At 72.6% G+C, this 26,263-nt stretch carries 23 protein-coding genes; 13 read left to right on the top strand and 10 right to left on the bottom strand.

Annotated elements, in window-relative coordinates; all coding sequences use genetic code 11:
• Positions 1-41: 41 nt before the first annotated feature.
• Both ACFUJ1_RS03805 and ACFUJ1_RS03800 read right to left on the bottom strand, forming a co-directional pair.
• Positions 42-1,157, bottom strand: a complete 1,116-nt coding sequence (locus ACFUJ1_RS03805; protein ID WP_378642128.1) for a hypothetical protein — start codon at positions 1,155-1,157, stop codon at positions 42-44.
• A 73-nt stretch (positions 1,158-1,230) separates the two neighbouring features.
• Positions 1,231-2,013, bottom strand: coding sequence for an SDR family oxidoreductase (locus ACFUJ1_RS03800; RefSeq protein ID WP_378642126.1), 783 nt, complete (start codon positions 2,011-2,013; stop codon positions 1,231-1,233).
• 195 nt (positions 2,014-2,208) lie between these two features.
• Between ACFUJ1_RS03800 and ACFUJ1_RS03795 the strand changes: the two genes are divergently transcribed.
• The 8 genes from ACFUJ1_RS03795 (at position 2,209) to ACFUJ1_RS03760 (ending at position 11,134) form a co-directional block, all read left to right on the top strand.
• Entirely contained in the window at positions 2,209-2,568 is a 360-nt protein-coding gene (locus ACFUJ1_RS03795) for an ethanolamine utilization protein (protein ID WP_378613314.1), read from the top strand.
• Entirely contained in the window at positions 2,565-3,029 is a 465-nt protein-coding gene (locus ACFUJ1_RS03790) for a dimethylamine monooxygenase subunit DmmA family protein (RefSeq protein WP_378642124.1), read from the top strand. The genes ACFUJ1_RS03795 and ACFUJ1_RS03790 overlap by 4 nt, the downstream gene beginning before the upstream one ends.
• Positions 3,029-3,964 (top strand): PDR/VanB family oxidoreductase, encoded by a 936-nt coding sequence (locus ACFUJ1_RS03785; protein ID WP_378642122.1) that lies wholly within the window; start codon positions 3,029-3,031, stop codon positions 3,962-3,964. Before ACFUJ1_RS03790 ends, ACFUJ1_RS03785 begins: the two co-directional genes overlap by 1 nt.
• Complete coding sequence (locus ACFUJ1_RS03780) at positions 3,961-4,941, top strand: DUF3445 domain-containing protein (RefSeq protein WP_378642120.1); 981 nt, start codon at positions 3,961-3,963, stop codon at positions 4,939-4,941. Before ACFUJ1_RS03785 ends, ACFUJ1_RS03780 begins: the two co-directional genes overlap by 4 nt.
• A gap of 38 nt (positions 4,942-4,979) precedes the next feature.
• Complete coding sequence (trmB, locus tag ACFUJ1_RS03775) at positions 4,980-5,792, top strand: tRNA (guanosine(46)-N7)-methyltransferase TrmB (RefSeq protein ID WP_378642118.1); 813 nt, start codon at positions 4,980-4,982, stop codon at positions 5,790-5,792.
• Complete coding sequence (locus ACFUJ1_RS03770; protein WP_378642116.1) at positions 5,789-6,499, top strand: NYN domain-containing protein; 711 nt, start codon at positions 5,789-5,791, stop codon at positions 6,497-6,499. The genes trmB and ACFUJ1_RS03770 overlap by 4 nt, the downstream gene beginning before the upstream one ends.
• On the top strand, positions 6,499-9,912 hold the full coding sequence (locus ACFUJ1_RS03765; protein ID WP_378642114.1) for an MMPL family transporter: 3,414 nt from the start codon (positions 6,499-6,501) through the stop codon (positions 9,910-9,912). The genes ACFUJ1_RS03770 and ACFUJ1_RS03765 overlap by 1 nt, the downstream gene beginning before the upstream one ends.
• A 163-nt stretch (positions 9,913-10,075) precedes the next feature.
• A complete protein-coding gene (locus tag ACFUJ1_RS03760) occupies positions 10,076-11,134 on the top strand; it encodes a virulence RhuM family protein (protein WP_378642113.1) in 1,059 nt (352 codons plus the stop codon).
• 46 nt (positions 11,135-11,180) lie between these two features.
• Here the strand turns inward: ACFUJ1_RS03760 and ACFUJ1_RS03755 are convergent, their stop codons facing one another.
• Together ACFUJ1_RS03755 and ACFUJ1_RS03750 are read right to left on the bottom strand one after the other, a co-directional pair.
• Positions 11,181-12,752 (bottom strand): DUF2339 domain-containing protein, encoded by a 1,572-nt coding sequence (locus ACFUJ1_RS03755; RefSeq protein ID WP_378642111.1) that lies wholly within the window; start codon positions 12,750-12,752, stop codon positions 11,181-11,183.
• 761 nt (positions 12,753-13,513) lie between these two features.
• Positions 13,514-13,966, bottom strand: coding sequence for a hypothetical protein (locus tag ACFUJ1_RS03750; protein WP_378642109.1), 453 nt, complete (start codon positions 13,964-13,966; stop codon positions 13,514-13,516).
• A gap of 284 nt (positions 13,967-14,250) precedes the next feature.
• Here ACFUJ1_RS03750 and ACFUJ1_RS03745 point away from each other — a divergent pair, with 284 nt between their 5' ends.
• A complete protein-coding gene (locus ACFUJ1_RS03745; RefSeq protein WP_378642107.1) occupies positions 14,251-15,444 on the top strand; it encodes a helix-turn-helix domain-containing protein in 1,194 nt (397 codons plus the stop codon).
• Here the strand turns inward: ACFUJ1_RS03745 and ACFUJ1_RS03740 are convergent, their stop codons facing one another.
• The 4 genes from ACFUJ1_RS03740 to ACFUJ1_RS03725 form a co-directional block, all read right to left on the bottom strand.
• Entirely contained in the window at positions 15,445-16,098 is a 654-nt protein-coding gene (locus ACFUJ1_RS03740) for a DUF1707 domain-containing protein (RefSeq protein WP_378642106.1), read from the bottom strand.
• A gap of 154 nt (positions 16,099-16,252) precedes the next feature.
• Entirely contained in the window at positions 16,253-16,885 is a 633-nt protein-coding gene (locus ACFUJ1_RS03735) for a response regulator transcription factor (protein ID WP_233021056.1), read from the bottom strand.
• 68 nt (positions 16,886-16,953) lie between these two features.
• A complete protein-coding gene (macS, locus tag ACFUJ1_RS03730; protein WP_378642105.1) occupies positions 16,954-18,174 on the bottom strand; it encodes a MacS family sensor histidine kinase in 1,221 nt (406 codons plus the stop codon).
• Complete coding sequence (locus ACFUJ1_RS03725) at positions 18,152-19,474, bottom strand: AI-2E family transporter (protein WP_378642103.1); 1,323 nt, start codon at positions 19,472-19,474, stop codon at positions 18,152-18,154. The genes macS and ACFUJ1_RS03725 overlap by 23 nt, the downstream gene beginning before the upstream one ends.
• A 111-nt stretch (positions 19,475-19,585) precedes the next feature.
• Here ACFUJ1_RS03725 and ACFUJ1_RS03720 point away from each other — a divergent pair, with 111 nt between their 5' ends.
• Both ACFUJ1_RS03720 and ACFUJ1_RS03715 read left to right on the top strand, forming a co-directional pair.
• Positions 19,586-21,106: an adenylate/guanylate cyclase domain-containing protein gene (locus tag ACFUJ1_RS03720; RefSeq protein WP_378642101.1), complete on the top strand. Its 1,521-nt coding sequence runs from the start codon at positions 19,586-19,588 to the stop codon at positions 21,104-21,106.
• Positions 21,107-21,110: 4 nt separating this feature from the next.
• Complete coding sequence (locus tag ACFUJ1_RS03715) at positions 21,111-22,193, top strand: YbhN family protein (RefSeq protein WP_378642099.1); 1,083 nt, start codon at positions 21,111-21,113, stop codon at positions 22,191-22,193.
• 1 nt (position 22,194) lies between these two features.
• On the opposite strand, the gene ACFUJ1_RS03710 is transcribed toward ACFUJ1_RS03715, so the two are convergent.
• Positions 22,195-23,103, bottom strand: a complete 909-nt coding sequence (locus ACFUJ1_RS03710; protein ID WP_378642097.1) for an NAD-dependent epimerase/dehydratase family protein — start codon at positions 23,101-23,103, stop codon at positions 22,195-22,197.
• 58 nt (positions 23,104-23,161) lie between these two features.
• Between ACFUJ1_RS03710 and ACFUJ1_RS03705 the strand changes: the two genes are divergently transcribed.
• Positions 23,162-23,836 (top strand): TetR/AcrR family transcriptional regulator, encoded by a 675-nt coding sequence (locus ACFUJ1_RS03705; RefSeq protein ID WP_378642095.1) that lies wholly within the window; start codon positions 23,162-23,164, stop codon positions 23,834-23,836.
• 34 nt (positions 23,837-23,870) lie between these two features.
• Positions 23,871-24,233 (top strand): DUF3054 domain-containing protein, encoded by a 363-nt coding sequence (locus tag ACFUJ1_RS03700; RefSeq protein ID WP_233015113.1) that lies wholly within the window; start codon positions 23,871-23,873, stop codon positions 24,231-24,233.
• 111 nt (positions 24,234-24,344) lie between these two features.
• On the opposite strand, the gene ACFUJ1_RS03695 is transcribed toward ACFUJ1_RS03700, so the two are convergent.
• On the bottom strand, positions 24,345-25,943 hold the full coding sequence (locus tag ACFUJ1_RS03695) for an NTF2-like N-terminal transpeptidase domain-containing protein (protein ID WP_378642093.1): 1,599 nt from the start codon (positions 25,941-25,943) through the stop codon (positions 24,345-24,347).
• Between the last annotated feature and the right edge of the window lie 320 nt (positions 25,944-26,263).

Below are 26,263 nucleotides of genomic sequence, written 5' to 3'. Positions count from 1 at the left end.
CACCGGCTCCGGGCGGCACGGACGCTGGTGCTGCTTCGGATTCAGAGTCCGGCACCGCTGAGCCGTTCCCAGAGGCGCACGTAGCCCGCGTGCACGCGGAGCGCGGCGCGGCGGGCGGGGGCGGGCAGGTCGCCGCCGGCGACGGCGCGCCAGCGGTGGGCGCGGGCGAGGGCGTCGTCCGCGTCGGCGGGGGCGGGCGATGGATAGCCGGCGGCGAGGTGCGCGACCTGGGGGCAGGCCAGCCCGGCGCGCAGCCCGAGCCAGCGCGCCTCGTCCCCGTCGAGGTGCCGCTCCAGCAGGTCGCGGGCGACGCTCCCGCCCACCGGCACCGCGCGCGCCGCGAGCCGGGCGATCTCGTCGAGCAGCTCGCCGCCGCGCAGCGCCCCGATCTGCTCGTAGCGCTTGTGCAGCAGCCCGTGCAGCGGGTCGATCCCGGACGCCGCGTGCAGCAGCTGCAGCAGCGCCCGCGTCCCGATCCGGGGATCGTGCCGGAGCGCGGCGAGTGCGCAGTTCACCCCGTACAGGTCCCAATCGCGGAGCAGCCGCTCGCGCACCGCGAGGTCGGGGCCGGGCGCGAGGAAGAGGTCGGGCGCGAGGGTGAGCGTCGGGTCGTCGCGCTCGGCGAGCGCGCGCAGCGCGGCGAGGTCGTCGGCGGAGACGGTGCCCGCCCTGGTCCGCACCGCCAGGCTCGCGACAACGGGGACGGTGGCGATGCCGAGCTCGGCGGCGCAGCGCTCGGCCGCAACGACCGCGTCGGACCAGCGGGTGCCGATCGCGTCGGCCTTGTTCAGCACGACGACGGCGCGCTGCTCGGGCACCGCGTCCAGCGCGCGCCGGTCGGCGGGCAGCGGCGCGCCCGCGATCACGTACACCACGATGTCGCCGTCGAGCACCGGATCGGCGCTGCCCGGCTCGTCGACCGGCCCGGTCTCCACCGCGGAGATGAGCGCCAGCGCCGCCGCGACCGTGCTGCGACCCGCCCCGGAGCGGCCGGTGATCTGGATGACCGGCGGCCTGCGCGCCTGCCGCGCCGCCGCGCCGAGCCGCTCCCCGATCCGCTGGTCGGCGGCTGCGCCGATGGCGAGGGTGCGCACCAGCTCGTCCAGCGGATCAGCCGCCCCTGGCACCGGGCCGGTGCGATCGACGGCCGTGGTCATCTGTGCTTCGCCCCCTCGCCGGGGCGGCCCCGCGCCCCGCTGCCCGGCATTGTGTCAGAGCCGGGTGGCGCCGTCAGTTGCCGCTGAAGAACCGGTTGGCCCTGCGGACCGCCCAGGACGGCGCGTACTTGGCCGTGGTCGCCAGCACCTTGGCCTGCACCCCGATCTCGTAGTGCACCTTCTCCGGCCGCAGTCGGGTGCCCCGCCTGGTAGCGGCCCAGATGCCGTCGGCGACGTCGTCCACGGTCAATCGGACACCGAGCGAGCGGGTGCTGCCGATGTCCAGCCCGTCGACCATGGCGGTCGCGACGAAGAGCGGCCAGATCGCGAGCACCCGGATGTCGTGCTTGCGCCACTCCAGGTCGAGCGCCTCGGTGAGGCTCTTCACCGCGGACTTGCTCGCCCCGTACGTGGCCAGCTCGGGCTGGCCGTAGATGGCCGAGGCCGAGCAGAGGTTCACCACCTGCGCGCCCGCGGTGTCGCGCAGGTACGGGAAGGCGGCGTGCGTCCCGGTGACGACCCCGCCGAGATTGACGTCGAGCAGCGCGCGGTGCACCGCGAGGTCGATCTCCTCGAACGGGCCGGAGCGCAGCAGCCCGGCATTGTTGACCAGGACGTCGAGCCGCCCCGCGCGCTCGTGGAACTCGCGCAGCCGCAGCTCCCACTGCTCCCGGTCGGTGACGTCGAGCACCGCGGTGTGCACGCTGCCGTCGGGCAGCTCGGCGGCGAGCCGGGAGAGCCCGACCTCGTCCACGTCGGAGGCACCGACCAGGTAGCCGCGGGCCGCGAAGAGCGCCGCGGTGGCCCGGCCGATGCCAGCGGCCGCGCCGGTGACGAAGACGGTGGGTTTGCTCATGCCGCGCAGTCTAGTGCCGGGTGCGCGCGGCCCGGATGACGCGCGGGTAGCCGCAGGATTACGGGAGTGTTCCCAAACCCGTTGTCCGGCAGCGGAAATGTCCTTTTACCCAGGTGTAACGATGTACCGCTTGTTTCCTGTCATTCGCTCGCGTTTCATCGTATGCATCAGTTCTTCCACAGGCAGGAGCCCCCGATGACCCCGTTCCTGGTGACCTCCGGTTTCCACGAGAAACTCACCCGCATGCCGGTCGCGGAGTACCCGGGGACCGAGGGCTACATCGACGACGTGTACGCCAACCCCGGCGGCTCGCCCATGGCCTCCGGCTACTTCGAGCTGCGCCACACCGACGCCCCGCTGGACTACCTGTACGAGTACGACGAGATGAAAGTGGTGCTCGCGGGCGAGTTCCGGCTGGAGAACCCGGACACCGGGCAGGTGCTGATCGCCAGGGAGTCCGACGCCATCTTCTTCCCCAAGGGCTCGCGCATCCTCTTCTCCACCCCCGACCGCGCGCTCGCCTTCTACGTCGGGCTGCGCTCCTTCGCGCCGTGACGGTGAATCCGGCGACGACCAGCGTTCCGCACTGGTCGCCCGAGCCCTTGCCTGCCCCGGGTGGGGCGCGGCGGCTCGTACTGGCCGCGGGCTCGGCGGGGGACTTCGCGCTCGGCGCGGACGGGTCGGTGCCGGACGCGGTGTTCGCGGCGGCCGTGACCGGCGACCGCTTCGTGCTGATCGGGAACGCCGCCGAGATCGCCCGCGCCCGCGCCGACCTGCTCGCGGCCGGGGCGATCCCGGCGGAGATCACCGAGGTGCTCACGGCCGCGCCCGACCTCCATGCCGCTCAGCCGCGCACGGTCTACTGCCCGCACTGCCACACCGGCAGCACCGGTTCGGTGGCGATCGGCGGTGCCGTGTCCTGCGTGAGCTGCGGCCTCGAACTCGTCGTCTACCACCACTATTCGCAGCGCCTCGGGGCCTTCCTCGGTTACTGCGCCGATGCCGAGGAGCGCTGATGAGCGACGCCGACGGCGAACTGACGGTTACCCGCGCGGCCGCGCTCTGCCCCGACATCCGCGAGATCGTGCTGGCCCGCCCGGACGGCGGGGTGCTGCCCTCCTTCGCACCTGGCAGCCACATCGGCCTGCACTGCGGCCCCGACCTGCGGAATTCCTATTCGCTCACCGGCAGCGGGCTCGACCCGCGGCACTACGCGATCTCGGTGCGGCTCGACCCCGCCGGACGCGGCGGCAGCCGCTGGGCACACGGGCTTCGCCCCGGCGACCGGGTCCGGGTCGACCCGCCGCGCAGCGCCTTCGCCCCGGTCGCGACGGCACGGCACCACCTGCTCGTCGCGGGCGGGATCGGGGTGACGCCGCTGCTCGCGCACGTGCGCGCCGCACTGACCTGGGGCCGCTCCTTCCAGCTGCACTACGCGCACCGCCCCGGCCACGGCGCGCACCTGGACGAACTGCGCGCGCTCTGCGGCGACCGGCTCCGGGTGGCGCACTCGGCGCCGGCGCTGTGGGCCGCGCTCGGCCCGGCGCTGCGCCGCCAGCCGCTCGGCACTCACCTCTACGTCTGCGGCCCGGCCGCGCTGAACGAGGCCGTCACCGCGGCGGCCACGGCGGCGGGCTGGCCGGAGCAGCGGGTGCACACCGAGGCATTCGCGGCGCCGCCGGTCGCGCCGGGCACCCCGTTCACGGTGCGGCTGGCGCGCAGCGGCCGCGAGTTCGCCGTCGGCGCCGAGCAGACCATGCTGGACGCCCTGCTCGCCGAGGGCGCCGCGGTTCCGAACCTCTGCAGGCAGGGCGTCTGCGGCGAGTGCAGGCTTCCCGTCCGTTCCGGCCGCGCCGAGCACCGCGACTCCTTCCTCACCGCGGACGAGCGCGGCACCGCCGTGCTGCCGTGTGTCTCCCGCGCCACCGGCCGATTGGAGCTGGAGCTGTGATCACCCCGACCGCCGACGTCGCCCGCTACCCCTTCCCGCTCCCCCGCGACGTCTACCGCTACAGCGCCAATATCGAGCCCGCGGGCGCACCGCGCGCCACCGAGGCGGGCTCCTGGGGCGCGCACCGGGTCGACATCGACCGCCACCTCCGCGCCGAACTGGCCGAACGCGCCCGAATCCTGCGCGCCGACCCCACTCGGCACCAGTGCCTGCCGCACATGCGCCCCGCCGCCTGGGAGGCGCTGCTGGTCTGCCTCGGCGAGCTGGCCGCCGCGCACCCGGCGTCCATGGCGCTGCGCCGGGACGGCGACCGGGTGTACTGGCGCAACGACCTGCTCGGCATCGAGCGCGAGTTCACCGTCGGCGACCCGGAGACCGAGCCGCTGCGCTTCCTCGGCACCCAGCTCCAGGAGGACGTGGTCCTGCTCGACCAGCGCGCCGGGCAGCTGTGGGCGGACGCCGGGCTGGTCACCTTCGCTGCGGACTGGTCGATGCGCTTCGACGTCGGCATGAGCTTCCTGCAGATCCACGGCCCGGTGCCGCGGGTGCACACCGAGCGGGTGATCCCGCGGGCGCACGACTTCCTGCTCCGGCTCCAGGCAGGCCCCGGCTTCCGCCGCACCAACTGGACGCTCACCGTGGACGGCAGGCTGGACACCGCCACCGAGACCTACCCGGAGTGGGGCCGCGACCGCAGGACCGTCGCCGAGGGCCCGCTGATCGAGGTCGGCGACCGGCTCTGCCTGCGCACCGAGGTGCAGCACCTGATCCGGCTGCCGTACTCCGGCGCGGTGATGTTTCTCATCCGCACCTATCTGCTGCCGCTGCGTGAGCTGGCCGCGGTGCCCGCGTGGGCGGCCCGGCTGGCGGCCGTGCTCGCCGAACTCCCGCCCGACATGGCCGATTACAAGGGGCTGACCCGGACCCGCCCGGCCGCGATCGAATGGTTGCGGCAGTACGGCGGCGTGCCGCGCTGAGCGCCGCGAGCGCGGTCGGCTGCCGACGTGCTCGCGGGATGCTGGACAATGGGGGCGTGAACGACGCCGCCAACCAAACTGCCGAGTCGGTTCCGGGCCTGCCGTCCACAGCCCCGGCCCGCGAGCCACGCCACGGTGCCGCCTCGCGGCTCTACCCGCGGGTCACCAGTTTCCGCGCCCGCCGTGCCGCGCTGACGCCGAAACAGCAGCTGAGCTGGGATCGCACCTGGCCGGTCATCGGCCGCGACGTGGCCGACGAGCCGCTGGACGCCACCGCCTGGTTCGGCAGGGAGGCGCCGCTGGTGGTGGAGATCGGCTGCGGCACCGGCACCGCGACCGCGCTCATGGCGCAGGCCGAGCCGGAGCTGAACCTGATCGGCATCGAGGTCTACCGGCCCGGCCTTGCCCAGCTGGTGCAGCGGGTCGAGCAGGAGGAGATCTCGAACATCCGGCTGCTCCGCGGCGACGCGGTCGACGTGCTGGAGAACATGATCGCCCCGGCGTCGCTGACCGGCGTCCGGGTGTTCTTCCCCGACCCGTGGCCCAAGGCCAGGCACCACAAGCGGCGGCTGCTGCAGCCCGCCACCGTCGCGCTGATCGCCGACCGGCTGATCCGGGGCGGCACGCTGCACGTCGCCACCGACCACGCCGAGTACGCCGAGCAGATCGCCGAGGTCGGGGCCGGCGAGCCCCGGCTGACCGGGCTGAACGACGCCACCGGCGGCGATTCGGCGCGGCTCGCCGAGACCGCCCTGATCGGGGTGGAACGCCCGGTCACCAAGTTCGAGAGCAAGGCGCAGCGCGCCGGTAGCGCCATCACCGAGCTGGTGTGGGGGAAGATCGGGTCATGAGCGTCAGCGACACGACCCACGACGAGGTGGAGGTTGCCGGCGGAGCCAAGGGCAGCGAGACGCCCGCGACGGTCCGCCGGGTGCTGCTGGTCTGGGACGCGCCGAACCTGGACATGGGGCTCGGCGCCATCCTCGGCGGCCGCCCGACCGCCGCCTACCGGCCCCGGTTCGACGCGCTCGGCCGCTGGCTGCTCGCCCGCACCGCGGAGCTCTCCGCGGGCAGCTCGCTGCGGGTGGAGCCGGAGGCGACGGTCTTCACCAATATCGCGCCTGGCACCGCCGACGTGGTGCGGCCGTGGGTCGAGGCGCTCCGGAACGTCGGATATGCGGTTTTCGCCAAACCCAAGATCGACGAGGACTCCGACGTCGACGCGGACATGCTGGCCCATATCGAGCACCGAAACCGCGGTGCCGGACTGGCCGGAATCATGGTCGCCTCCGCTGATGGCCAGGCGTTTCGGGAGCCGCTGGAGCGGCTCGCCGCGGCCGGGGTGCCCGCGACGGTGCTCGGCTTCCGGGAGCATGCGAGTTGGGCGGTCACATCCGATACCCTCGAGTTCATCGACCTCGAGGACATCCCGGGCGTGTTCCGTGAACCCCTGCCCCGGGTGAGCCTCGACTCGCTGCCCGACGAGGGTGCCTGGCTGCAGCCGTTCCGGCCGCTAACGGCATTGCTCACCTCTCGCCCCGCCCAAGGAGTCGCTTAGTGTTCACACGCTGGGGCGATCTGGTCTTCAAGCTGCGCTTCGCCGTCCTCGGCATCGTCAGCGCGGCGCTGCTCGCCCTCGGCGGCTACGGCCTCGGCCTCGGCGATCACCTGAGCTCCAGCGGGTGGGACGACCCCACCTCGGAATCGGCCGAGGCAGCGCGCATTTCGGACGAGGCATTCGGCCGCGACCACAACAGCGACGTGATCGTGCTGTACACCGCGCCGGAGGGGACGACGATCGAGGACCCGGCCTTCCGGGACAAGATCGTCGAGAGCCTGAACCGGCTGCCGCGCGAGCACCCGGAGCAGATCGCGAAGATCAACGGCGCCTACTGGCAGACCGAGACCGGCGCCGCATCACCGCAGACCTTCGGCTCCAAGGACAAGAAGTACACCTTCGCCTCGGTCGCCGTCGTCGGCAATGACGACACCACGATGGTGCGCAACTTCCGGGACGTCAAGGACGCTTTCGAGATCGACGGCATCGACGTCCAGGTGGCCGGGCTGCAGCCGGTGGCGGGCACGCTGAACGACACCATGGCCGAGGACCAGAAGCGGATGGAACTGCTGGCCATCCCGGCCGTCGGCGTGCTGCTCTTCTTCGTCTTCGGCGGCCTGGTCGCGGCGGCGCTCCCGCTGGTGGTCGGCGGCCTCACGGTCATCGGCGCGTGGGGCATCGTGCGCTTCCTGACCCACTTCACCGAGGTGAACTCCTTCGTCTCGCCGGTGGTCTCGATGATCGGCCTCGGGCTCGCGATCGACTACGGGCTCTTCATCGTCAGCCGGTTCCGCGAGGAACGCGCCGAGGGGTACGACACCAAGGCCGCCGTGCGGCGCTCGGTGATGACCGCGGGCCGGACCGTCGTGTTCTCCGCGACCATGATCATCGCGAGCCTCGGCGGCATGCTGCTCTTCCCGCAGGGCTTCCTGAAGTCGGTCGCCTACGGCGCCATCGCCACCGTCTCGCTGGCCGCGATCACCGCGCTCACCGTGCTGCCCGCCATGCTCGCCATCCTCGGCAAGCGGGTGGACGCGCTCGGGCTCAAGCGGTTCCGCGCCACCAAGACCGCCGAGGAGGTGGAGAACAGCCTCTGGGGGCGCACCACCCGCTGGGTCATGCGGCACCCGCTGAAGATCGCCATCCCGATCACGATCATCCTGCTGCTGCTCATCATCCCGGTGAAGAACCTGGCCTTCGGCGGCATCAACGAGCGCTACCTGCCGCCGGACAACGCGACCCGGCTGGCGCAGGCCGAATTCGACCAGATCTTCCCGCTGCGCAAGTCCGACCCGATCCAGATCATCTTCGTCTCCTCGGACACCACCGCCATCGGCCGGGTGCTCAAGGAGGTCAACCAGGCGCCGGGGCTCGGCTCCCCGTTCGAGATCCCGACCAAGTCGCAGACCCAGCCGGACGTCTTCCGCACCAACGCGACCCTGGCCGACTCGGAGAACGCCGACCCGACCATCGAGTACCTGCGCGCGATCGACGTCCCCGACAGCGTGACCATGCTGGTCGGCGGGCAGCCGACGATCCAGAAGGACAGCATCGACGCGCTGCTGCGCACCCTGCCGCTGATGATCGCGCTCGTGCTCTTCGTGACCACGCTGCTCATGTTCCTGACCTTCGGCTCGCTGGTGCTGCCGATCAAGGCCGCGCTCATGAGCGCGCTCGGCCTCGGCTCCACACTCGGCATCCTGACCTGGATCTTCGTCGACGGCCACGGGGCCGGGCTGCTGAATTTCACGCCGCAGCCGATCATGTCGCCGGTGCTCGTGCTGATCATCGCGATCATCTACGGGCTGTCCGTCGACTACGAGGTGTTCCTGCTCTCCCGCATGGTCGAGGCGCGCAGCAAGGGCGCCTCCACCACCGAGGCGGTGCGCGTCGGCACCGCGCACACCGGCCGGATCATCACCGCCGCCGCGCTCATCCTGCTCGTCGTCACCGGCGCCTTCGCCTTCTCCGACCTGGTGATGATGCAGTACATCGCCTACGGCATGGTGGCCGCGCTCTTCATCGACGCCACCGTGCTGCGCATGCTGCTCGTCCCCGCCGTCATGAAGATGCTCGGCGACGACTGCTGGTGGGCGCCTGCCTGGATGAAGCGGATGCAGGAGAAGATCGGGCTCGGCGAGCCGCTGCTCGACGACGAGCGGCCCGGGGGCGACGACGTGGTCGACCTGGTCAAGACCACGCCCATCACCGACCCGGTGACCATGGTGATGCCCGCTGTTTCCAGCAGCAAGCTGCGCAAGACGCCGCGCAGGCCGCGCACGGTCGAGGAGATCGAGTCGGAGGCGCCGACGGCGCGGATCGGCGGGCGGCACGAGCGGCCCGCGAAGCGGGCGTCGGTGAAGCGGGGCGATTCCGGTTCGGGCGAGCGGCCCGGTCCGGGCGAGCGGCCCGGTTCAGGCGAGCGGCCCAGTTCAGCTGAGCGGCCCGGTTCAGGCGAGCGGCCCAGTTCAGCTGAGCGGCCCGGCGCCGAGCGGCCCGGTGCTGCCGGTGCCGCGGTTCGGGCCGGTGAGATGCATCGGCCCGGTGATCCGACGCGGCCGGGTGCGCCGCGGCAGGTCGATGAGCCGCGGCGGGCGGGTGAGCCGACGCCGGCCGGTGATCCGGGCCGGGTTGGCGGCCCGGCGCGGCCGGGCGAGCCCGTGCGGGCCGGTGACACCGGGCTGCCGGGCGATCCGGGTCGATCCGTCGGTTCCGAGCCGGTGCGGCCCAGCGGTTCCCCGCGACCCAACGAGCCGGTGCGGCCCAGCGCTTCCCCGCGGGCCAATGAGCCGGTGCGGCCCGGCGCTTCCCCGCGACCCAACGAGCCGGTGCGGCCCGGTGGCTTCGCGCCGGGCGAGCCCGTGCGAGGAAGCGATGCCGGGCGACAGGGCACCGCGGGCTCCCGCGATGCCGGGCTCGCCGACGTGGGCCGCGCCCCAGCGGGTTCCGCCGTTCCCGGCCAGGCCCCGCTGCTCGACCTCTCCACCGGACAGTCCGATCCGGGCACCCCGCGCCCCCACGTGATCCCCCCCGGCCCGCACGACCCCTCCCGCCCGCAGGCGCGCCCCACGGGCCGCGCCCGGGTCCTCCCCCCGCGCACCGTCGACCAGCCGACGCAACCGCACTCCCCCGCGGACGACCACGGCCCGCACCGCCCCGACCCCGCACTCGGCGAAGCCGCACCGAGCGGCGCGGGCGCCACCCGGCTCGGCGGCGGCAACGGCGGCACCCCCGAAGCCCCCACCCCGGAAACCCCCGGTCCCGGCACGGACGGCCGCAACAGCATCGAGGACTGGATGGCCGAACTCCGCTCCTCCCGCCGCCGCATCACCGCGGCCGAGGAGCCGCGCACCGGCGACGACGGCCGCACGGTCAGCGTCAACGAACTGCTGCGCAGGCGAGACGGGGAGTAGACGGCTCTAACGCCTCGAAGATGTAGCGACTGAACACGATTCGGCTGCCCCCTTCGACCGGCCATGGCAATAGCCGATTGCTCTGGTCGGCGCAGCCGGTTTTACACTCTGCTGCGGGATTCGCGATTCGCGGATCCGTAGAGGCAGATGCAGGAGCGTACAGATGCGTGACTCCGACGATCCGCTCGACAACCCAGCGCGCCACAACCCCATCGCGGCGGTGCCGTCCGGCGAATTCATCGTCTACAACACCGAAGACGGACGAGCCGAAGTACAGCTCCGCGCTGTCGGCGGCACTGTATGGCTGAATCAGCGGCAGATCGCCGATCTGTTCGGCAAGAGCGTTCCCACGATCAACGAACACATCAAGGCGATATACGACGACGGCGAGGCAGCGACGGAGGCAACTGTTCGGAAATTCCGAATAGTTCGAACCGAGGGGACCAGACAGGTCGAGCGGGAGATCGAGCACTACAGCCTCGACCTCATTCTGGCAGTCGGCTATCGAGTCCGGTCAACACGCGGCGCACAGTTCCGCCGCTGGGCTACCACCGTGTTGCGGGAGTACCTCATCAAGGGCTTCGCGATGAACGACTCGCGTCTGAAGGATCCGAGGGGCGCGGATTACTTCGATGAACTCCTGGAGCGGATTCGCGATATCCGCGCCTCGGAGAAGCGCTTCTACGAGAAGGTGCGCGACGTCTTCGCCGCCTCCAGCGCGGACTACGACCCGAAGACCACAGTCGCACAGACCTTCTTCGCGAAGATCCAGAACAAGTTGCTCTACGCCGTCACCGGGCAGACCGCCGCCGAACTGGTCGTGGCCCGCAGCGATCCGGCGAAACAGAATATGGGGCTGACCTCGTTCAAGGGTGCGACCGTTCGCAAGGGCGATGTCGGTATCGCGAAGAACTATCTGACGGAGCCCGAGATCAAACGCCTGAATCGACTCACCACGATGTTCTTGGACTACGCCGAGGACCGAGCTGAGCACCGGCAGCAACTCACCATGGCGGACTGGGTCGATCAGACAGATCGCTTCTTGCACTTCAACGAGCGGGAGGTCCTGCGCGGGCCGGGTCGGGTTTCGGCTGCGGAAGCCACACAGGTATCCGCGGACCGGTACACCGAATTCGCCGAGCGGCGGCACCGCGCTGCCGAATCCGCCTCGGACCTGGCCGAACTGGAGGGCATTCAGGCTGAGATCGAGAAACGGCGCTGAGGGCCGAGAAGCCGGCCCCGGTAACCGGGACCGACGCTCGGCTCGTTCACTCGACCGGCGAGTTCTCCTGCCGCTCCGCGGCCGCTTCGGCGAAGGCGCGGGCGTAGCGGGTTCCGGCGAGCAGGAGCAGGACGCCGACCGCCAGGAAGGCGAGGACGCGGACCAGGCCGTCGAGGGTGGCGAGGTCGAAGAGGAAGAGTTTGGCGAGCGCCGCCGCGGTGACGAGCAGGCCGGAGACCAGGGCGACCTTGGCGGCGGCGGGGGCCCGGGTGAGCAGGCGGAGGCCGTAGAAGAGCGCGGCGGTGGCACCAGCCATCCAGAGGATGGTGGCGGCACTGTGGCCTGCGACGAAGCCGTCCGCGGCGCCGGTCGCCACGCCGATGGAGACCGTGGTGACGGTGGTGGCGTAGAGCGCGACGAGGGCGGCGATGACGCCGAAGACGGAGTCCGCGCCGGTGTCCCGGTTCGGGGCGACGGTGCGCAGGCAGCGGAAGCCGAGGCCGGCGACGGCGACGGCGAGCACCGCGGCGACGGCGGTGGCGAAGCCGAGGTCGTCGACCGCGAGGCGCTGGGTGGCGAGGGTTTCGGTGTTCGCGAGGGTGAAAAGCAGGCCGGTGCCGATGACACCGAAGGCGGTGCCGAGCAGCGCCGCGAGCAGCGACCTTGCCTGGCTGCCGACGGCGAGGAAGCCGACGGCGACCGCGAGGAGCGCGATCGGCAGGGTGTCGTCAGCGGTCACCGTGATGCAGGTGGCGAGCAGCGCGAGGGCGCCCGCCACTGCGGCGGTGGCCCTCGTGTGCAGCGGAATGCGCAGTGAGGCGGCGAATTTCGCGGAGGTGAGCGCGGCGGCGCCGAGCAGGGCGGCGGCGGTGACGCCGGAGATGACGGCCGCGGCGGGCCGGTCGAAGAGCGCGGGCATGCTCAGCAGCGGGACCGTGGACAGGGCGAAGGCGACGGTGGCGACGATGTCCTTCGGGCGGCGGCGCACGCTGTCGACCACGCCGACGGCGCCGAGCAGCGCGATCACGGTGGCGCCTGCCAGGATCCAGAGCACGCGGGAGTCGACGGGGTCGTCGATCACCGCGTCGCCGACGGCCCACAGGGTGGCGAGCACTGCGGGCAGGGTGCGGGCGATCTGCAGTGCGGGCCAGTCGAAGCGGTGGTGCACCGGGAGGCCCGCGGCCATGAGCACGATCAGGAAGGCGACAAGCGCGAGGTCACCGGTGACGGCCGGGGAGAGCACCGCGACGCCGGCGACCACCAGCACCGCGAACGGCTGCGAACGCCACTGCATGGCGAGGGCGACGCCGCCAGCGGCGATGCCGAAGGCGACGGCGAGGCCGGGGATCGGGTGCAGCCAGCCGTACAGGGTGGTCACGGCGAGGACGTCCAGGTAGCCACCGGCGATACCGGTTGCGGCGAGCGCGATTCCGCCGACCCGGCCGCCCGCGCGGCCGGAGACCCGGATTCCCGCGGCGACCAGGACCGCGCTGAATACGGCGCCCGCGGCGACCCGAGGGACCGGGCCGAACCAGCCCGCCTGCGCGGCCAGGACCAGCAGCATCACGACGCCGGTCAGCGTCACCGCGACGCCCGCGACGGCGAGCAGGCGGCTCACGACGCCCTCGCGCTGCCACCACGGCGGAGTTGTCCTCGGCGGGCGAGTGTATGGGGGCGGGGTGCCGGGCGGGCGCTGTCCGTAGGGCGGGACGCCCGGACGGGGTGCGGGCCAGGTGTTCGGGCCGGGTCCGGGCGGCGGTGCCATCTGCCCGCCGGGCGCGGGCCGCCAGCCCGCGTTCGGGTTGGGCGGCACCGGCGCACCCGGCGCGCCCTGCCAGCCGGAAGGCGGAACCGGACCACCAGCGGTAAGTGGCCAGCTGGGGGGCGGAACCGCCGGACCACCGGCGGCAGTCGGCAGGCCGGGAGGCGGAATTGCCGGGACGCCCGCGGAAGTGCGATCGGCTTCGGAAGGCGAGCCGCTCGAATCCGCTGCGGGCGGCACCTCGCCCGAACCGGGCGCACCACCCGGCGGAACCGCGGGAGCGGCACCGCTCGGCGCCGCACCGGCGACCTCGGACCGCGCCGGATCACCGCCGGGTACCGGCCGCTTCCACACGCCGGCCGCGGCACCTTCCGCCCCGGCGGAACCGGCGGCGGCCGCCGGAGAACCGGCGACGCCGGGCGCGATCTGGACCCGCAACAGGTCCAGATCGCGCCCGAGTGCGCCCATGCGCGTACCCAGATCGGTGAACTCCCCGGACAACCGCGCGACCAGGGCCGGATCGATGAGTGTGGTCATGCACCCATCGTCGGCGCGGCGGCGCCCCCCGGCATGAGTAGAAACCCCCTGCACGCCGCCGGGATCTACCCGACCTGGGACTACGTAGCGGTCAAGCGGGTGACGGCGTGCACCGCGGCCAGCACAGCGCCGCGCGCGGGCATGGCGAGCGCACCCGCGCCGGGTTCGCCGACCCAGTGGTAGCCGAGGCTGCTGTCGACGGTCGGCAGCATCACGTGACGCCCGCTCGGCACCACGGTCACCCGGTGCCCGGCGAGGGTGTGCCGCTCGTGAATGTCCAGCGGCGCGGCCGGGATCGGCGGGGTGACCAGGAAGGTCCAGCTACCGTCGCCGGGGTCGGCGATCACCGGCGCGGGCCGCTCCCGCTCCAGGCGGTTCAGCACGGCGCGGCCGAGCTCGGGCGGCATCACCACGGCGCCGAGCACCGAGCCGGTGCTCACGGTCGGACGGCCGGCGAAGAGCTGGACCGGCAGCCCGTAGCGATGTCGGAGCAGGTACGCCACATCGTGCGGGGAGTGACAGGATTCGAACATCGCCCTCATCCCTCCCCCTCGTCGCGGAGGTCGAGTAGTAGGCCGCAGCTCGACCGCTGTTCCGGTGTCGCAGGCCACGTCGCGCGTTCCGCGCTCCGGGCCCCTACGAAGATCTCGGGATGGGTGATCATTCGTTGCCCGCCCTTTGCAGTGTCAAAGTTGCAGAAATGCCAAGGTATTCCATGGACACGTCAACGAGTCGTACGCAATGTCCCACTCACCACCCCGAATGCGGAATAGCGTCGTACCCTGAAACCTGGATTTAACAAAGGGGCAGGGTGGGCATGGACGATTCGACGATCGGAGTGCGGATCCGCTACTTCCGCGGGCGCGCGCTGACCCAGCGGCAGCTAGCGGACCAGGCCGGCGTCAGCGTCGATCTGGTGCGCAAGCTGGAGCAGGGCGGCAGGCAGACGGCGTCGATCGCGAGCCTGCAGAAGATCGCCCGCGCCCTCGACGTCGACATCGCCGACCTGATCGGCAAGAAGCAGGGCGGCGTCCCCTCCACCGACCCGGACGCGGGCATCGTCGCGATCCGCCGCGCCCTCACCCCGGTCGACGACCTGCTCGGCGCCGCCCCGGACGACCGCTCCGCCGACCTGGACGAGGGCCGCCGCGCGGTCGAGTACGCCTGGGGCGCCTACTGGACCGGCCGCTACGAACTGCTCACCTCGCTGCTGCCGACCGGGCTCACCCAGCTCCGTGCGACGGTGCATGCCGCGCGCAACGGCTCGGTGGCCCCGGCGAACGAGCTGCTGGCCCGGATGTACTGGGTCACCGGCTGCACGCTGGTGCACCTGGGCCAGACCGATCCGGCCTTCCTGGCGATCCGGCAGGCGCTCACCGCCGCCGAGCGCGGCGACGATCCGCTGCTGCTCGCCACGATTCGCGGCTCGGTCGCCTGGCAGTTGCTGGTGCAGGGCCGCTACGCCGAGTCGCGCGGTGTCGCGCTGCGCGCCGCCGCCGAGCTGGAGCCCGACGGCGAGGTCGCCGCGCCGCACCTGGCCGCCTACGGCTCGCTGGTGCTGCAGGGCGCGACGGCGGCGGGCCGCGCGCAGGAGGTCCCCGAGGCGCTCGCGCTGGTACAGGCCGCAGGCGAGGTGGCGGGGCGGCTCGGCGCCGACCGGCGCGACTACGAGACCTACTTCGGCCCGTCCCAGGTCGTCATGCAGACGGTGGACGTGAACGTCTCGGCCGAGCGCTACCCGGAGGCGCTGGCGGCCGCCGCCACCATGCCTGCGCGGTGCGGGCTGCCGCAGGCCTCCCGGGCCAGGCACCTCACCGACACCGCGGTCGCGCTGACCCGCACCGGCAAGCGCGGGCGGGCGCTGGACACCCTGCTCGACGCCGAGCGGGTCGGCGGCGCGGACTGGCTCAAGTACCAGACGCTGCCGAAGCACATCGTCTCGGAGCTGCTCGACCACGACCGCAGGCTGCCGCTGCGCACCTTCGCCCGCAGGCTCGGCGTACACGCCTGATCAGTGCTGATACCCCATCAGCTTGCGCCAGTGCGCGCTGAGCGGGTGCTTCGCGGTGACCGAGCCGAAGCGGACCCGGCCCTGCACGATCAGGTGCAGCCTGCCGAAGGGCGGGCCGGTGCGCACCTTGTTGCTGATGCTGGAGCCGATCAGGTCGATGTTGTTCAGGTCGACGGTGGTCTCGGTGGGGACGACGAGGGTGAGGCCGCTGCAGTAGTCGTCCATGTGCAGCTCGACCACCTGGGTGGTCATGATCGCCTGGGTGAAATCCAGCGTCACCGAGGACATCCAGGAGTTCAGCCGCAGCACCGGCGGCACCTGCCAGCGCCCCCTGCGGGTGACGCCGGACATCCTGGCCCGGATCACCGAGCCACCGTCGCCGGAGATCGGCTGCGCCGGGCGGGGGGCGAAGGCGGGGCCGGGCGGGTAGTTCACGAAGTTCGACGCGGGCGCGGCGGGGCGGCCGACCAGCCGCATGCCGGGCAGATCGATGAGCACGGCGTTGAGCTCGCCGCGGGTTTTGGCGGCCAGCGCGGTGTCCATCCGCTCGGTGAACTCGCCGAGCGAGAGCATGCCCAATCCGACGGCGCGCTGCAGCAATTGCCCGACGTGCTCGCGCTCGGCGTCGGACACCCGCAGCTCGCGATCGCTCACATGGTGCGGAGTGGGCGCACGTTCCGCCTCCGCCACCGGGCCTGACTCGCGCACGCGGGGCTCCTCACCTGACTCTGCCTCGGACCCACCCATCCTTCGAGATTACCGACGATTTCGGTACCGCGGCATCAGGGCGAACCCGGAGACCGGCGTCCTACTCGAGGCCCTGTTCGATGGCGTAGCGGGTGAGCTCGACGCGGTTCGCCAGCTGGAGTTTGCGCAGCGTGGCCTGCACGTGGTTCTCCACCGTCCGGTGGCTGAGGTTGAGCCTGCCCGCGATCTGCTTGGCGGAGAGCCCCTTGGCGACCATGCGCAGCACCTCGGTCTCCCGGTCGGTGAGCGCGGGGCGGTGCGGTTCGTCCGCGGCGGGCGGGGTGGTGGCGATCCGGCGGTACTCGCCGAGCACCAGCCCGGCCAACCCCGGTGTGAAGACGGGTTGACCGGCCGCGGTGGCGCGCACCGCCTCGATCAGCTCGGTGGCGGAGGCGCTCTTCACCAGGTAGCCGGTGGCGCCGGCCTTGATGGCCTCGAGGACGTCGTCGCGCTCGGCGGAGGCGCTGAGCACGAGCACCCGGCTGTGCGGGGAGACCCGGAGCACCTCGGCGGTGGCCTGCGCGCCGGTGCCGTCGAGCAGCTGCATGTCCATGAGTACGACGTCCGGCTGTACCGCGGCGGCCCTGCGACCAGCGGTGCCGACGCCGTCGGCGGTGGCGGCGACGGTGAACCCCGCCTCAGCGAGGTCGCGGGAAACCCCGTCCCGCCACATCGGGTGGTCGTCCACGACCATCACCGACACCTCGCGCCCTCCGTGGCTACGCTCCGCTCCCGCCTCCTGGCCCGACTCGCTCACGCCACTCATCGTGCCACCCCCCGCAGCGGGATACGGAACTCCCACTCCGTGCCGAACCCGACCCCGCCGGTCTCCTCGGTGAGCAGCACCGCGGTGCCGCCGAGCGCGCCCAGCCTGCCGACGATGCTGCGCGACACCCCGAGCCGCCCCTCCGCCTCGGCCTCGGCCAGCCGCCCCGGCGGAATGCCGACCCCGTCGTCGCGCACGCTCACGATCAGCTCCTCGCCGGTGTCCTCCAGCAGGACATACGCCTTCGCCTCCGGCCCGGCGTGCTGCGCGACGTTCGCCAGCGCGTTGCGCACCGCCCCGTCCAGCTCGGCGGCGGCCGCGGGGCCGAGCAGCACCGGCTCGCCGGGGGTGGAGACCGACACGTCGGGCCGGGCCTGCGCGGTGAGCAGCGGCCGCAGGTCGACCTCGTCGCCGGGCTCGCCACCGTCCCGCCGCCCGCCCTGCTCGGAGAGCAGCACCCGCAGCGCCACCTCCTGCTCACCCGCGCGCCGCGCGAGTTCCGCGGTGGCGCCGCCGATCTCGGTGCCGCGCCGCTTGATGTAGGCGAGCACCTGGAGCACGCCGTCGTGCACCTCGCGGGCCAGCCGCTCGCGCTCCTCGGCGGCCGCGGTGAGCCGCACCGCGCGCTCCACCTGGCCCTGCGCCCGGCGCGCGGTCTCGGCGGCGAGCCCGAGCGCGAGCCCGACCGAGACCAGCACCGGCACCGTGGCATCGGTCCAGACGTCGTTGCCCCACTGGTCGCGCACGGTCAGCGCGACCGAGGCGATGAGCAGCCCGGAGAGCACACCGGCCACCGGGCCGCGCAGGATGGCGGCGGAGATCACCGCGTTGGTGGCCCAGAGCGTGGTCGGCAGGGTCTGGTGGCCGTGGTACCAGTCGTAATCGGCGACCAGCCGGGTCGAGGCGATCAGCAGGATCACCACCACGTGGTCGCCGATCACCACCCAGACCCGCAGCCGCCGCGCCACCTCGGGAAAGTGCCACTGCGAGAGCATCAGCGCGCTCACCCCCGACCACACCGCCATCAGCGCGATCAGCACCCAGCTCAGCCGCTGGTTGTGGTAGTTCGGCACCGACGCGACCTGCTGCCCCACCGCGTACAGCAGGGTGACCAGGCGAAACGCCTGCGCGGCGCGCCAGAGCGGGGCGACGGCGGCGCCGGTCGAGTCCGTCCGGCGGGCCGCGCCCGCCGAGTCAGCCCTGCCCGGGTCGCTCATCGGCGTCGTCTCCGCCGGGTCGCGCGGCGGACTCCGGCCGTGCCGCCGGGCCACCGCCGGCCGCGTCACCCCGATCGGCCGTGCGCTTGCGCAGCGCCACCCGCGCCGACTCCTCGGCGGCGACGGTACCGAGTTCCAGCCGGTCCGGTGCGGGCATGTCGTCCGGCTCGGCGTCGTAGAGCCCGTGCTCCGGGGTGACGGTCTGGATCTCCTCGAACATCTCCTCCGGCTCACCGGCGAGCAGCGACCGGATGGCGGTGTTCAGCACCGCGACGATGGGCACCGCGAGCAACCCGCCGACGATCCCGGCGACCACGACGCCCGCGGTGATCGCCAGCACCACGGCCAGCGGGTGGATGCTCACCGCCCGGCCGAGCAGCAGCGGTTGCAGCACATGCCCTTCCAGCTGCATCACCGCGATGATGATGCCGAGCACGATCAGCGCGGTGACGAAACCCTTCGTGACCAGCGCGATGAAGACCGCGATGAAGCCGGCCAGGAAGGCGCCGATGATCGGGATGAAGGCGCCGACGAAGACCAGCGAGCCGAGCGGAAGCGCCAGCGGCACACCGAGGATCGCGAGTCCGGCACCGATGCCGATGGCGTCCACCGCGGCCACGACGACGGTCGCCCGGACGAAGCCGACCAGCGAGCCGAAGCCGAGCCTGCCCGCGGTGCGGGTGCGGGCGCGGTGCGCGGTCGGCACGATCCGGGTGACGAACTGCCAGATCTGCTCGCCGCCGTAGAGGAAGAAGATCAGGATGAACAGGGTGAGGAAGGTGCCGGTGAGGATGTGCCCGACCACCGTCGCGGTGGTGAGCGCGCCGCTGGTCACGCTGTCCTGATTGTCCTGGATGGTCTGGACGATGGTGTCGCCCGCACTGCGGATCTGGTCGTCGCTGAGGTGCGGCGGGCCGTTGATCAGCCAGTCCTGGATGGTGTGGATGCTGTTGGTGACCTCGTCGGAGAGCTGCGGCACGCCGTCGATGAACTGCTCGACCACGAAGGTCAGGACTCCGGCCACCAGCCCGATCGAGCCGAGCAACGTGACGAAGACGCCGGCCCCGCGCGGCACCCCCCTGCGCTGCATCCAGTCCACCAGCGGGGCAAGCAGCGCCGCCGCGAGCAGCGCGATGGCGATCGGGATCACCACGGTCGCCATCCGCTGCACGATCATGCTCAGCGCCAGGAAGGCGCCGAGGATCACCAGCAGCCGCCAGGCCCACTCCGCGCTCTGCCGGACCAGCGGGTGCACCGCGTCCGCCGGATGCCGCTCCGGCTTCGCCGCTGCCTCGGTCATTCCGCGAGCGTATCCGCCGCACGCGACACTCGGGCGTGCGCCCGGAGCCGAAACGCTAGATTGTTTGTCGTGTCGGCCCCCCTCGAAGCAATCGCAGCGGTCAAACAGACCATGCGAACGCGGTGGCCGCTCTACCTGACCTCCATGCTGCTGGCCAATGCCTTCGGCGGCATCCTGGTCTGGGCCTTCATCCAGTACGGGCTGCCGGTCCCCGAGGGCGAGCAGGGCGGGCCGCGGCGGACGGGGCTGCTGGTCCCGGTCGCCGTCTTCGGCGCGGGCGGGGTGCTCAGCCTGACCGCGTCGGCGCTCATGCTGCGCCCGGTCATGCGCTGGCAGATGCGCGGCGGGCCGCCGAGCAGGCGCGAGCAGATGGCCGCGCTGCACGCCCCGCTGCGCCAGGCCATCGTGCACCTGCTCATCTGGCTGGTCGGCGGCGGCATCCTGACCGGCTTCATCCTGCTCGACTCGCCCGAGCTGGCGCTGGCGGTGATCGTCACCCAGTGCATGGCGGCGACCATCGTCTTCGGCTTCACCTACATGCTCGGCGAGCGCATCCTGCGCCCGGTCGCGGCGCAGGCGCTCACCGAGGGCACCTTCGACCACACGCTCACCCCCGGCGTCGGCACCAGGATGGCGATGACCTGGGGCATGGGCACCTTCGCGCCGACCATCGCGATCGTGCTGCTCTGCGTCACCCAGATCTCCTCGGACGTGAAGTTCTCCGCGCAGTCGCTCGCCGTCTCGATCCTGCTGCTCTGCGGCGTGGTGATATTGCAGGCCCTGGCTCTGTCGATGCTCACCGGCTCCAGCATCTCCGACCCGGTGCGCCAGCTCAGCCAGGCCATCGACCGGGTGCAGGACGGCTCGGTGGACGTGCAGGTCGAGGTGTTCGACGGCAGCGAGATCGGGCTGCTCCAGGTCGGTTTCAACCGGATGATGGAGGAGGCGGCCAAGCGCCGCCAGCTGCAGGAGCTCTTCGGCAGGCACGTCGGCGAGGAGGTCGCGCAGCGCGCGCTCGACTACGGCACCGAGCTGGGCGGCGAGACCAGGTTCGTCGCGGTGCTCTTCGTGGACATGGTCGGCTCCACCGCGACCGCGGCCGAGCGGCCGCCGACCGAGGTGGTCAGCCTGCTCAACGAGTTCTTCCGGATCGTGGTCGACGTCATCGACCGGCACCACGGCTTCGTCAACAAGTTCGTCGGCGACGCCGCGCTCGCCATCTTCGGCGCCCCGCTGGACCGCCCCGACGCCCCGACCGCCGCGCTCGCCGCCGCCCGCGAGCTGCGCGAGACGCTGCGCGAGGTGCCCGGCCTCGACATCGGCATCGGGGTCTCCGCCGGACTGGCCGTCGCGGGCAATATCGGCGCCGCCAACCGCTTCGAGTACACCGTGATCGGCGACCCGGTGAACGAGGCGTCGCGCTTGACCGAACTCGCCAAGGACCGCCCGGAGCGGGTGCTCGCCTCCGGCAGCGCGCTGTATTTCGCGGACGACGCCGAGCAGAGCTTCTGGACCACCGGCGAGGAGGTCCAGCTGCGCGGCCGCCGTCGGATGACGCTGCTGGCCTGGCCGCGGGAGCGCACCGGCGCGAGCGGTGCTGCCGACTCGGAACAGGCCCGTTGGCTAGGCTGAGACAGTGACGGCCAACGGCGAACGGGTGGGTACCCCGGCACGCCGTGTCCCGAAACGCGCCCGGTACCGCTGGCTGCGCTGGTTGCTCGGCATCGCGGTGCTGGCGCTGCTCGCCGGCGAGGGCGTCTACCTCTGGCCGCGGCTGCACGAGAGCTGGCAGAAGCTCACCGAGATCCACTGGGGCTGGGTGGCGCTCTGCGTCGTCCTGCAGGCGCTCTCGATGAGCGGTTTCGGCCGGGTGCAGAAGCAGCTGCTGCGCGCGGGCGGGGTGCTGGTCAGCCAGTTGCGCTCGGTGGCGGTGGTCTACGGCGCGACCGCGATGTCGGTGACGCTGCCCGCCGGGCAGGTCTTCTCCACCGCCTTCACCTACCGGCAGACCAGGCGCTGGGGCGCCAACCCGGTGGTCGCCTCCTGGCAGCTGGTCTTCTCCGGCGTTGTCGCCGCGGCCGGGCTCGCGCTGCTCGGGGTGAGCGGCGCGATCCTGGCCGGCGACCGGATCGGCCCGGCCCAGCTGGTGCTCTCGCTCGCCGCGGTGGCCGCGCTCGCCACCGCGGGCAACTACCTCGCGCGCCGGCCCGGCTCGCTGGAGGCGCTGCTCCGGCGCGGGCTCGCACTGGTGAACCGGGTGCGCAAGCGGCCGCGCGAGCACGGGCTGGCCAAGGTCACCGAGATGCTCGGCCAGCTGGAGTCGGTGCGGCTCAGCAGCACCGACGGCGCGCTGGTCGGGGTATGGGCGGTGGTGCACCGGCTCGCCGACGTGGCCTGCCTCGGCGCCGCCTGCTACGCCATCGGCGGCGACCCGGTCTGGGCCGGGCTGCTCATCGCCTTCGCCGCGGGCAAGGCGGTCGGCTCGATCCCGTTCGCGCCGGGCGGCATCGTCTACGTGGACGCCACCCTGATCTACGCGCTGACCGCCGCCGCCGGGCTGCCCGCCGCCCAGGCCGTCGCCGCCGCCTTCGTCTACCGCATGGTGAGCTTCGTGCTGGTCGCGATCGTCGGCTGGATCGTCTTCGCCTTCCTCTTCCGCACCCCGCACGCCGACGAGGCGGAGTACGAGCGGGAGTTCGAATCCCGCCGCCCGCGCTGAGTCAGCCGATCATGGCGCGCAGCGCCGCCGCGGTCGGCGTCGGTTCCAGGCCGAGCTCCCTGCGCGCTGCGCTGGAGTCGAGGACGAACGGGCGCTGGAACTGGTACTGCACTTCGACCATCGCCCTGGCGTCGGCATCGAAGAGCCCCGCCAGCCGGAGGGCGATTCCCGGCATGCGCCGCACCCGGGCGGGTGCGGCGCCCGCCAACTCGGCGGCCATGGCCGCGAGGGCGCGGATCGAGACCGGGGGTGCGGTCGGCACGTGCCACGGCCTGCCCAGGTGCCGCTCATCGGCGGCTACCGCGACCAGGGTGCGAGCGACGTCGCCGGTGTGGGTCCAGCTGTGCGGGGCGTCGAGGTCGGCCGGGATCGACGCGGTGCGCCCGGCCAGCACCTTGGGCAGCACCATGACTCCGAACGAGGTCACCGCACCGGCGCCGAGGTAGTCCGAGCCCCGTACCTCGACCGCGCGGAGCTGCCCCGACTCGTGCGCGGCCAGTGCCTCCTCCCACAGCGCGGCGCGCACCCGCCCCTTCACCGAATTCGGCCGCAGCGGCAGCTCCTCGGTGATCGGGCCGTCGACCGCGCCGTAGCCGTAGAGGTTGCCGGTGCCCGCGTACACCGCGCCGGTGGCCGCGGCGGCCCGGAGGAAGGCGGCGCCGAGCGGCGGCCAGTCGGTCGCCCAGCGGGGGTAGGGCGGGCCCGCGCAGCAGTACAGCGCCACCGCGCCGTCGGCGTGCCCGGTGAGCACGGCCGGATCGGTGGCGTCCGCGGCCACCCGCTCGACGGCCGGATGCTCGGGGCCGGCGCCGCCGCGGGTCAGCAGCCGCACCCGCTCGCCCCGCTCCGCGAGCAGCAGGGCGGTGGCGGTGCCCACCGGCCCAGCCCCGACGACGACATGCAGTGACATGGGGAAACACCTCTCACGAGAACAGCAATACGTTTCGAGAACACTGTACACTGAACGCATGGCAGCTCCTTCGATTCGCGCCCGGGTTCGGTCCGAGATGAACCGCGAGATCAAAGAGGTCGCGCGCAGGCGGCTGGCCGCGGACGGCGCGAACCTCTCGCTGCGCGCGGTGGCCAGGGACATGGGCATGGTCGCCTCGGCGCTCTACCGCTACTTCCCGAGCCGGGACGCGCTGCTCACCGCGCTCATCGTGGACGCGTACGGCGACCTGCGGGACGCGGCCCGCACCGCCGCCGCCGCGATTCCGGACGATCGCCCCCGCGCGCGCTGGCTCGCCGTCGGCCACGCGGTGCGGGCGTGGGCGCTGGCCCATCCGGCGGAGTACGGCTTGGTCTACGGCACGCCGGTACCCGGCTACAGCGCACCGCCGGAGACGACGGCGCCCGCCGCCGAGGTGATCCTGCTGCTCGCCGAGATCGCCGCGGCGCACGCCACCCCGCCCGCCGACCCGGTGCCCGCCGCCTACCGCTCCGACCTCGAGCAACTCATCGACGCGCAGCCGGGCGGGATCGCCCCGGAGCTGCTGGACCGGGTGCTGCTGGCCTGGACCCAGCTCTTCGGCGCGGTCTCCTTCGAACTCTTCGGCCGGTTGGACGGCATGGTCGCGGCGCGCGCCGAGTACTTCGACCGGCACCTGCGGCTGATCGCCGACCTGGTCGGCCTGCCGCGCTGAGCGCGGGGGCGAACCGCCGGTACGCTCGGAGCCCGTGAGGACCCTGGTGCCGCTGCTCGTCGATGTCGTGCTGGTGATCCTGTTCTGCGCCATCGGCAGACGCAGCCACGAGGAGGCGGTGCTGGCCGGGCTGCTGCGCACGGCGTGGCCGTTCGCCGCCGGGCTCGCGCTCGGCTGGCTCGGCGCGCTGCTGCTGGCCAGGCGCACCGCCGACGCATTCGACGGCTCCCTGCTCTGGCCGTCCGGCGTGCTGATCTGGGCGGTCACCCTGGCCGGCGGGATGGTGCTGCGCGCGGTCTCCGGTCAGGGCACCGCCTTCAGCTTCGTGCTGGTCGCGACCGGGGTACTCGCGCTCTTCCTGCTCGGCTGGCGCGCCGCGGTCTCCGCCCTCGGCTGATTTCGCTCAACTGGCGCGCCGCGGTCTCCGCGCTGGGCTGGTTCGCTCACCTGGCGCGCCGCGCGGTCTCCGCGCTGGCTGATCCTGCTCCGGTCGGCGCGCGGCGTCGTGTCAGGAGTCGGGGGCGGCCAGAGACTGCAGCAGCCGCGCGGCCATCCGCGCGGTGGCGTCGCCGCTGTCGACGGCGTCGATATGGATGGCGAAGGCCAGGTCGCCCATGGTGGCGAGGAGCCAGCCGTCGGCGCCCGCGGTGGCCGCGAGCCCGCTGACGTCCCGGTAGCCGCGCACCGAGGCGAACTCGGGGCGGCCGGTGCCGTCGCGCAGCAGGCCGCGCAGCCGATCCACCATCTCCGGGTTCAGCCCGCCGAGCGGGGCATCGGTGGCGCCGGGGCGGCCGACCTCGATCATCGGCGGCGCCAGCGCGCCGCGGGCGACCGCGGCGGTGGCGATGGCCATACCGAACGGGCTGGCCAGGATGGCGTCCCCGCCGCCGTTCTGGCTCACCTGCTCCGCACCGCGACCGCCGGGCAGCCGCCCGGTGACCTCGTCCAGTCCAGGCACCTGGAAGTCCACCCCGACCCCGAGCAGCGCCGCCGCGTCGGCGGCCTCCTGCCCGGTGACCTCCTGCGGCGGCTTGCCGTGCGCCACCGAGGCGACCAGGCGGAACAGCTCCGAGGTACCCCCGACCGGGTAGAGCCCGGTGAAGGCGACCGGACCGTGCTCGCTGGCCTGGCTGTTCTGCGCCACCGCGACCACCGCGCCGCTGGACGGCTGGATCGCCACGATCGACGCGGGCGTCGCCGAGCTCACCACGGCGTCCTCGGCGGCGCGCTGCAGCCGCTGGTCCATGGTGGCCGCGATATCCGGCCCTGGCGGGCCCTGATACCCCGCGACCTGCCCGGCGAACTTCCCGTCCGGCTCGAACAGCTGCACGCCCCAGCCGGAGTGCGCCTCCTGGCTCTCCTGCTGCACCTTGCGCAGCGCGTCGAGCATCGGCGACCAGACCCGGCGGTCGGCGGAGATGAGCCGCGGCTGCTTCTCGATCACGGCCCCCTGCACCGCGACCAGGTCGGGCTCCAGGATCTCGAAGTCGCCGTCGCGCAGGTTGACGGCGGTGATCGGCTTGCCCTGCGAGGTGGCGAGCTGCTGCATGAGCGCGGGGCCGGTGATCAGCGGGGCGACCGGTTCGATGGCGCGGGCCAGCGCGTCGGTGGCGGCGACGGGGTCGCCGATCCGGGCCGGGTCCAGCTTGATCACGTTGATGTTCTGCTCGGTCATCAGCGGCGCGCCCGCGATGTCGACCACCTTCGGCGCCGGCGCGGGCAGCGTGCGGACCAGCCGGACGGTGCGGTTGTTCTGCAGCGGCGGCATGACGACGCTCGGCTCCCAGGAGATCCGCCAGCCGATGGCGAGCTTGCGCACATTGCCCTGCAGCGAGTAGCGCCACTCCTTGTTCTCACCGAAGGACCAGTCGACGTCCATGCTGTACATCCCGGACTCCGCGTCGAGCGCGATGAACTGGGTCTTGGCGTAGTCGACGGTGCCGGGGTCGAGCCCCTTGAACATTTGCTCGAGAGTTGCCGAGGCGGCGGCGGGATAGGAGGTCAGCTGGGCGGCACCGGCGTAATCACGATCGTCGAGCAACTCCGTGAACCGTTCGACAACCGCCTCCGCCGCGTTCCGCTGCTCGTGTACACCGCATGATCCCATCGCGATCGCGATAGCCGCTACACCCACGAGTGCCAATGCGCTCCGGAGGCGAAAGCGGCGGGATCCCCACACATCCATGTCCGCCCACTCTTCACTCTTGTCACTTCAGCAACAAGACAACCGTATCCGACCAGTCTCCACCGGCGACACCTGGAGCACCGGGGACGCCACGCATGCTCAGCACCTTCATTGTGCCCCAACCCGGCGAACCGGGGGCCGATCATGACCTCCGCCCGGCGCTGTCGAGACAACCGGCGCCGCTACCGTACCGGCCCTGCCGGGCGGGCGGGCCACCAACCGCCCGCTTCGGCGATTCGGGT

The sequence above is a fragment of the Nocardia sp. NPDC057227 genome (genome assembly GCF_042669725.1).
In the GTDB taxonomy this organism is placed as follows: Bacteria; Actinomycetota; Actinomycetes; order Mycobacteriales; family Mycobacteriaceae; genus Nocardia; species Nocardia asteroides_A.
Note: the sequence above shows the minus strand (reverse complement) of the source record. Positions and strands in the feature narration are given on the sequence as shown.

Excerpts from the sequence above, each read along its gene's own strand:
- ACFUJ1_RS03795 (WP_378613314.1), top strand. The coding sequence starts at position 2,209 with ATGACCCCGTTCCTGGTGACCTCCGGTTTCCACGAGAAACTCACCCGC.
- ACFUJ1_RS03720 (WP_378642101.1), top strand. The coding sequence starts at position 19,586 with ATGCGAACGCGGTGGCCGCTCTACCTGACCTCCATGCTGCTGGCCAAT.
- ACFUJ1_RS03750 (WP_378642109.1), bottom strand. The coding sequence starts at position 13,966 with ATGTTCGAATCCTGTCACTCCCCGCACGATGTGGCGTACCTGCTCCGA.
- ACFUJ1_RS03705 (WP_378642095.1), top strand. The coding sequence starts at position 23,162 with ATGGCAGCTCCTTCGATTCGCGCCCGGGTTCGGTCCGAGATGAACCGC.
- ACFUJ1_RS03785 (WP_378642122.1), top strand. The coding sequence starts at position 3,029 with ATGAGCGACGCCGACGGCGAACTGACGGTTACCCGCGCGGCCGCGCTC.
- ACFUJ1_RS03695 (WP_378642093.1), bottom strand. The coding sequence starts at position 25,943 with ATGGGATCATGCGGTGTACACGAGCAGCGGAACGCGGCGGAGGCGGTT.
- ACFUJ1_RS03725 (WP_378642103.1), bottom strand. The coding sequence starts at position 19,474 with ATGACCGAGGCAGCGGCGAAGCCGGAGCGGCATCCGGCGGACGCGGTG.
- trmB (WP_378642118.1), top strand. The coding sequence starts at position 4,980 with ATGCTGGACAATGGGGGCGTGAACGACGCCGCCAACCAAACTGCCGAG.
- ACFUJ1_RS03760 (WP_378642113.1), top strand. The coding sequence starts at position 10,076 with ATGCGTGACTCCGACGATCCGCTCGACAACCCAGCGCGCCACAACCCC.
- macS (WP_378642105.1), bottom strand. The coding sequence starts at position 18,174 with ATGAGCGACCCGGGCAGGGCTGACTCGGCGGGCGCGGCCCGCCGGACG.
- ACFUJ1_RS03770 (WP_378642116.1), top strand. The coding sequence starts at position 5,789 with ATGAGCGTCAGCGACACGACCCACGACGAGGTGGAGGTTGCCGGCGGA.
- ACFUJ1_RS03710 (WP_378642097.1), bottom strand. The coding sequence starts at position 23,103 with ATGTCACTGCATGTCGTCGTCGGGGCTGGGCCGGTGGGCACCGCCACC.
- ACFUJ1_RS03800 (WP_378642126.1), bottom strand. The coding sequence starts at position 2,013 with ATGAGCAAACCCACCGTCTTCGTCACCGGCGCGGCCGCTGGCATCGGC.
- ACFUJ1_RS03735 (WP_233021056.1), bottom strand. The coding sequence starts at position 16,885 with ATGGTCGTGGACGACCACCCGATGTGGCGGGACGGGGTTTCCCGCGAC.
- ACFUJ1_RS03805 (WP_378642128.1), bottom strand. The coding sequence starts at position 1,157 with ATGACCACGGCCGTCGATCGCACCGGCCCGGTGCCAGGGGCGGCTGAT.
- ACFUJ1_RS03745 (WP_378642107.1), top strand. The coding sequence starts at position 14,251 with ATGGACGATTCGACGATCGGAGTGCGGATCCGCTACTTCCGCGGGCGC.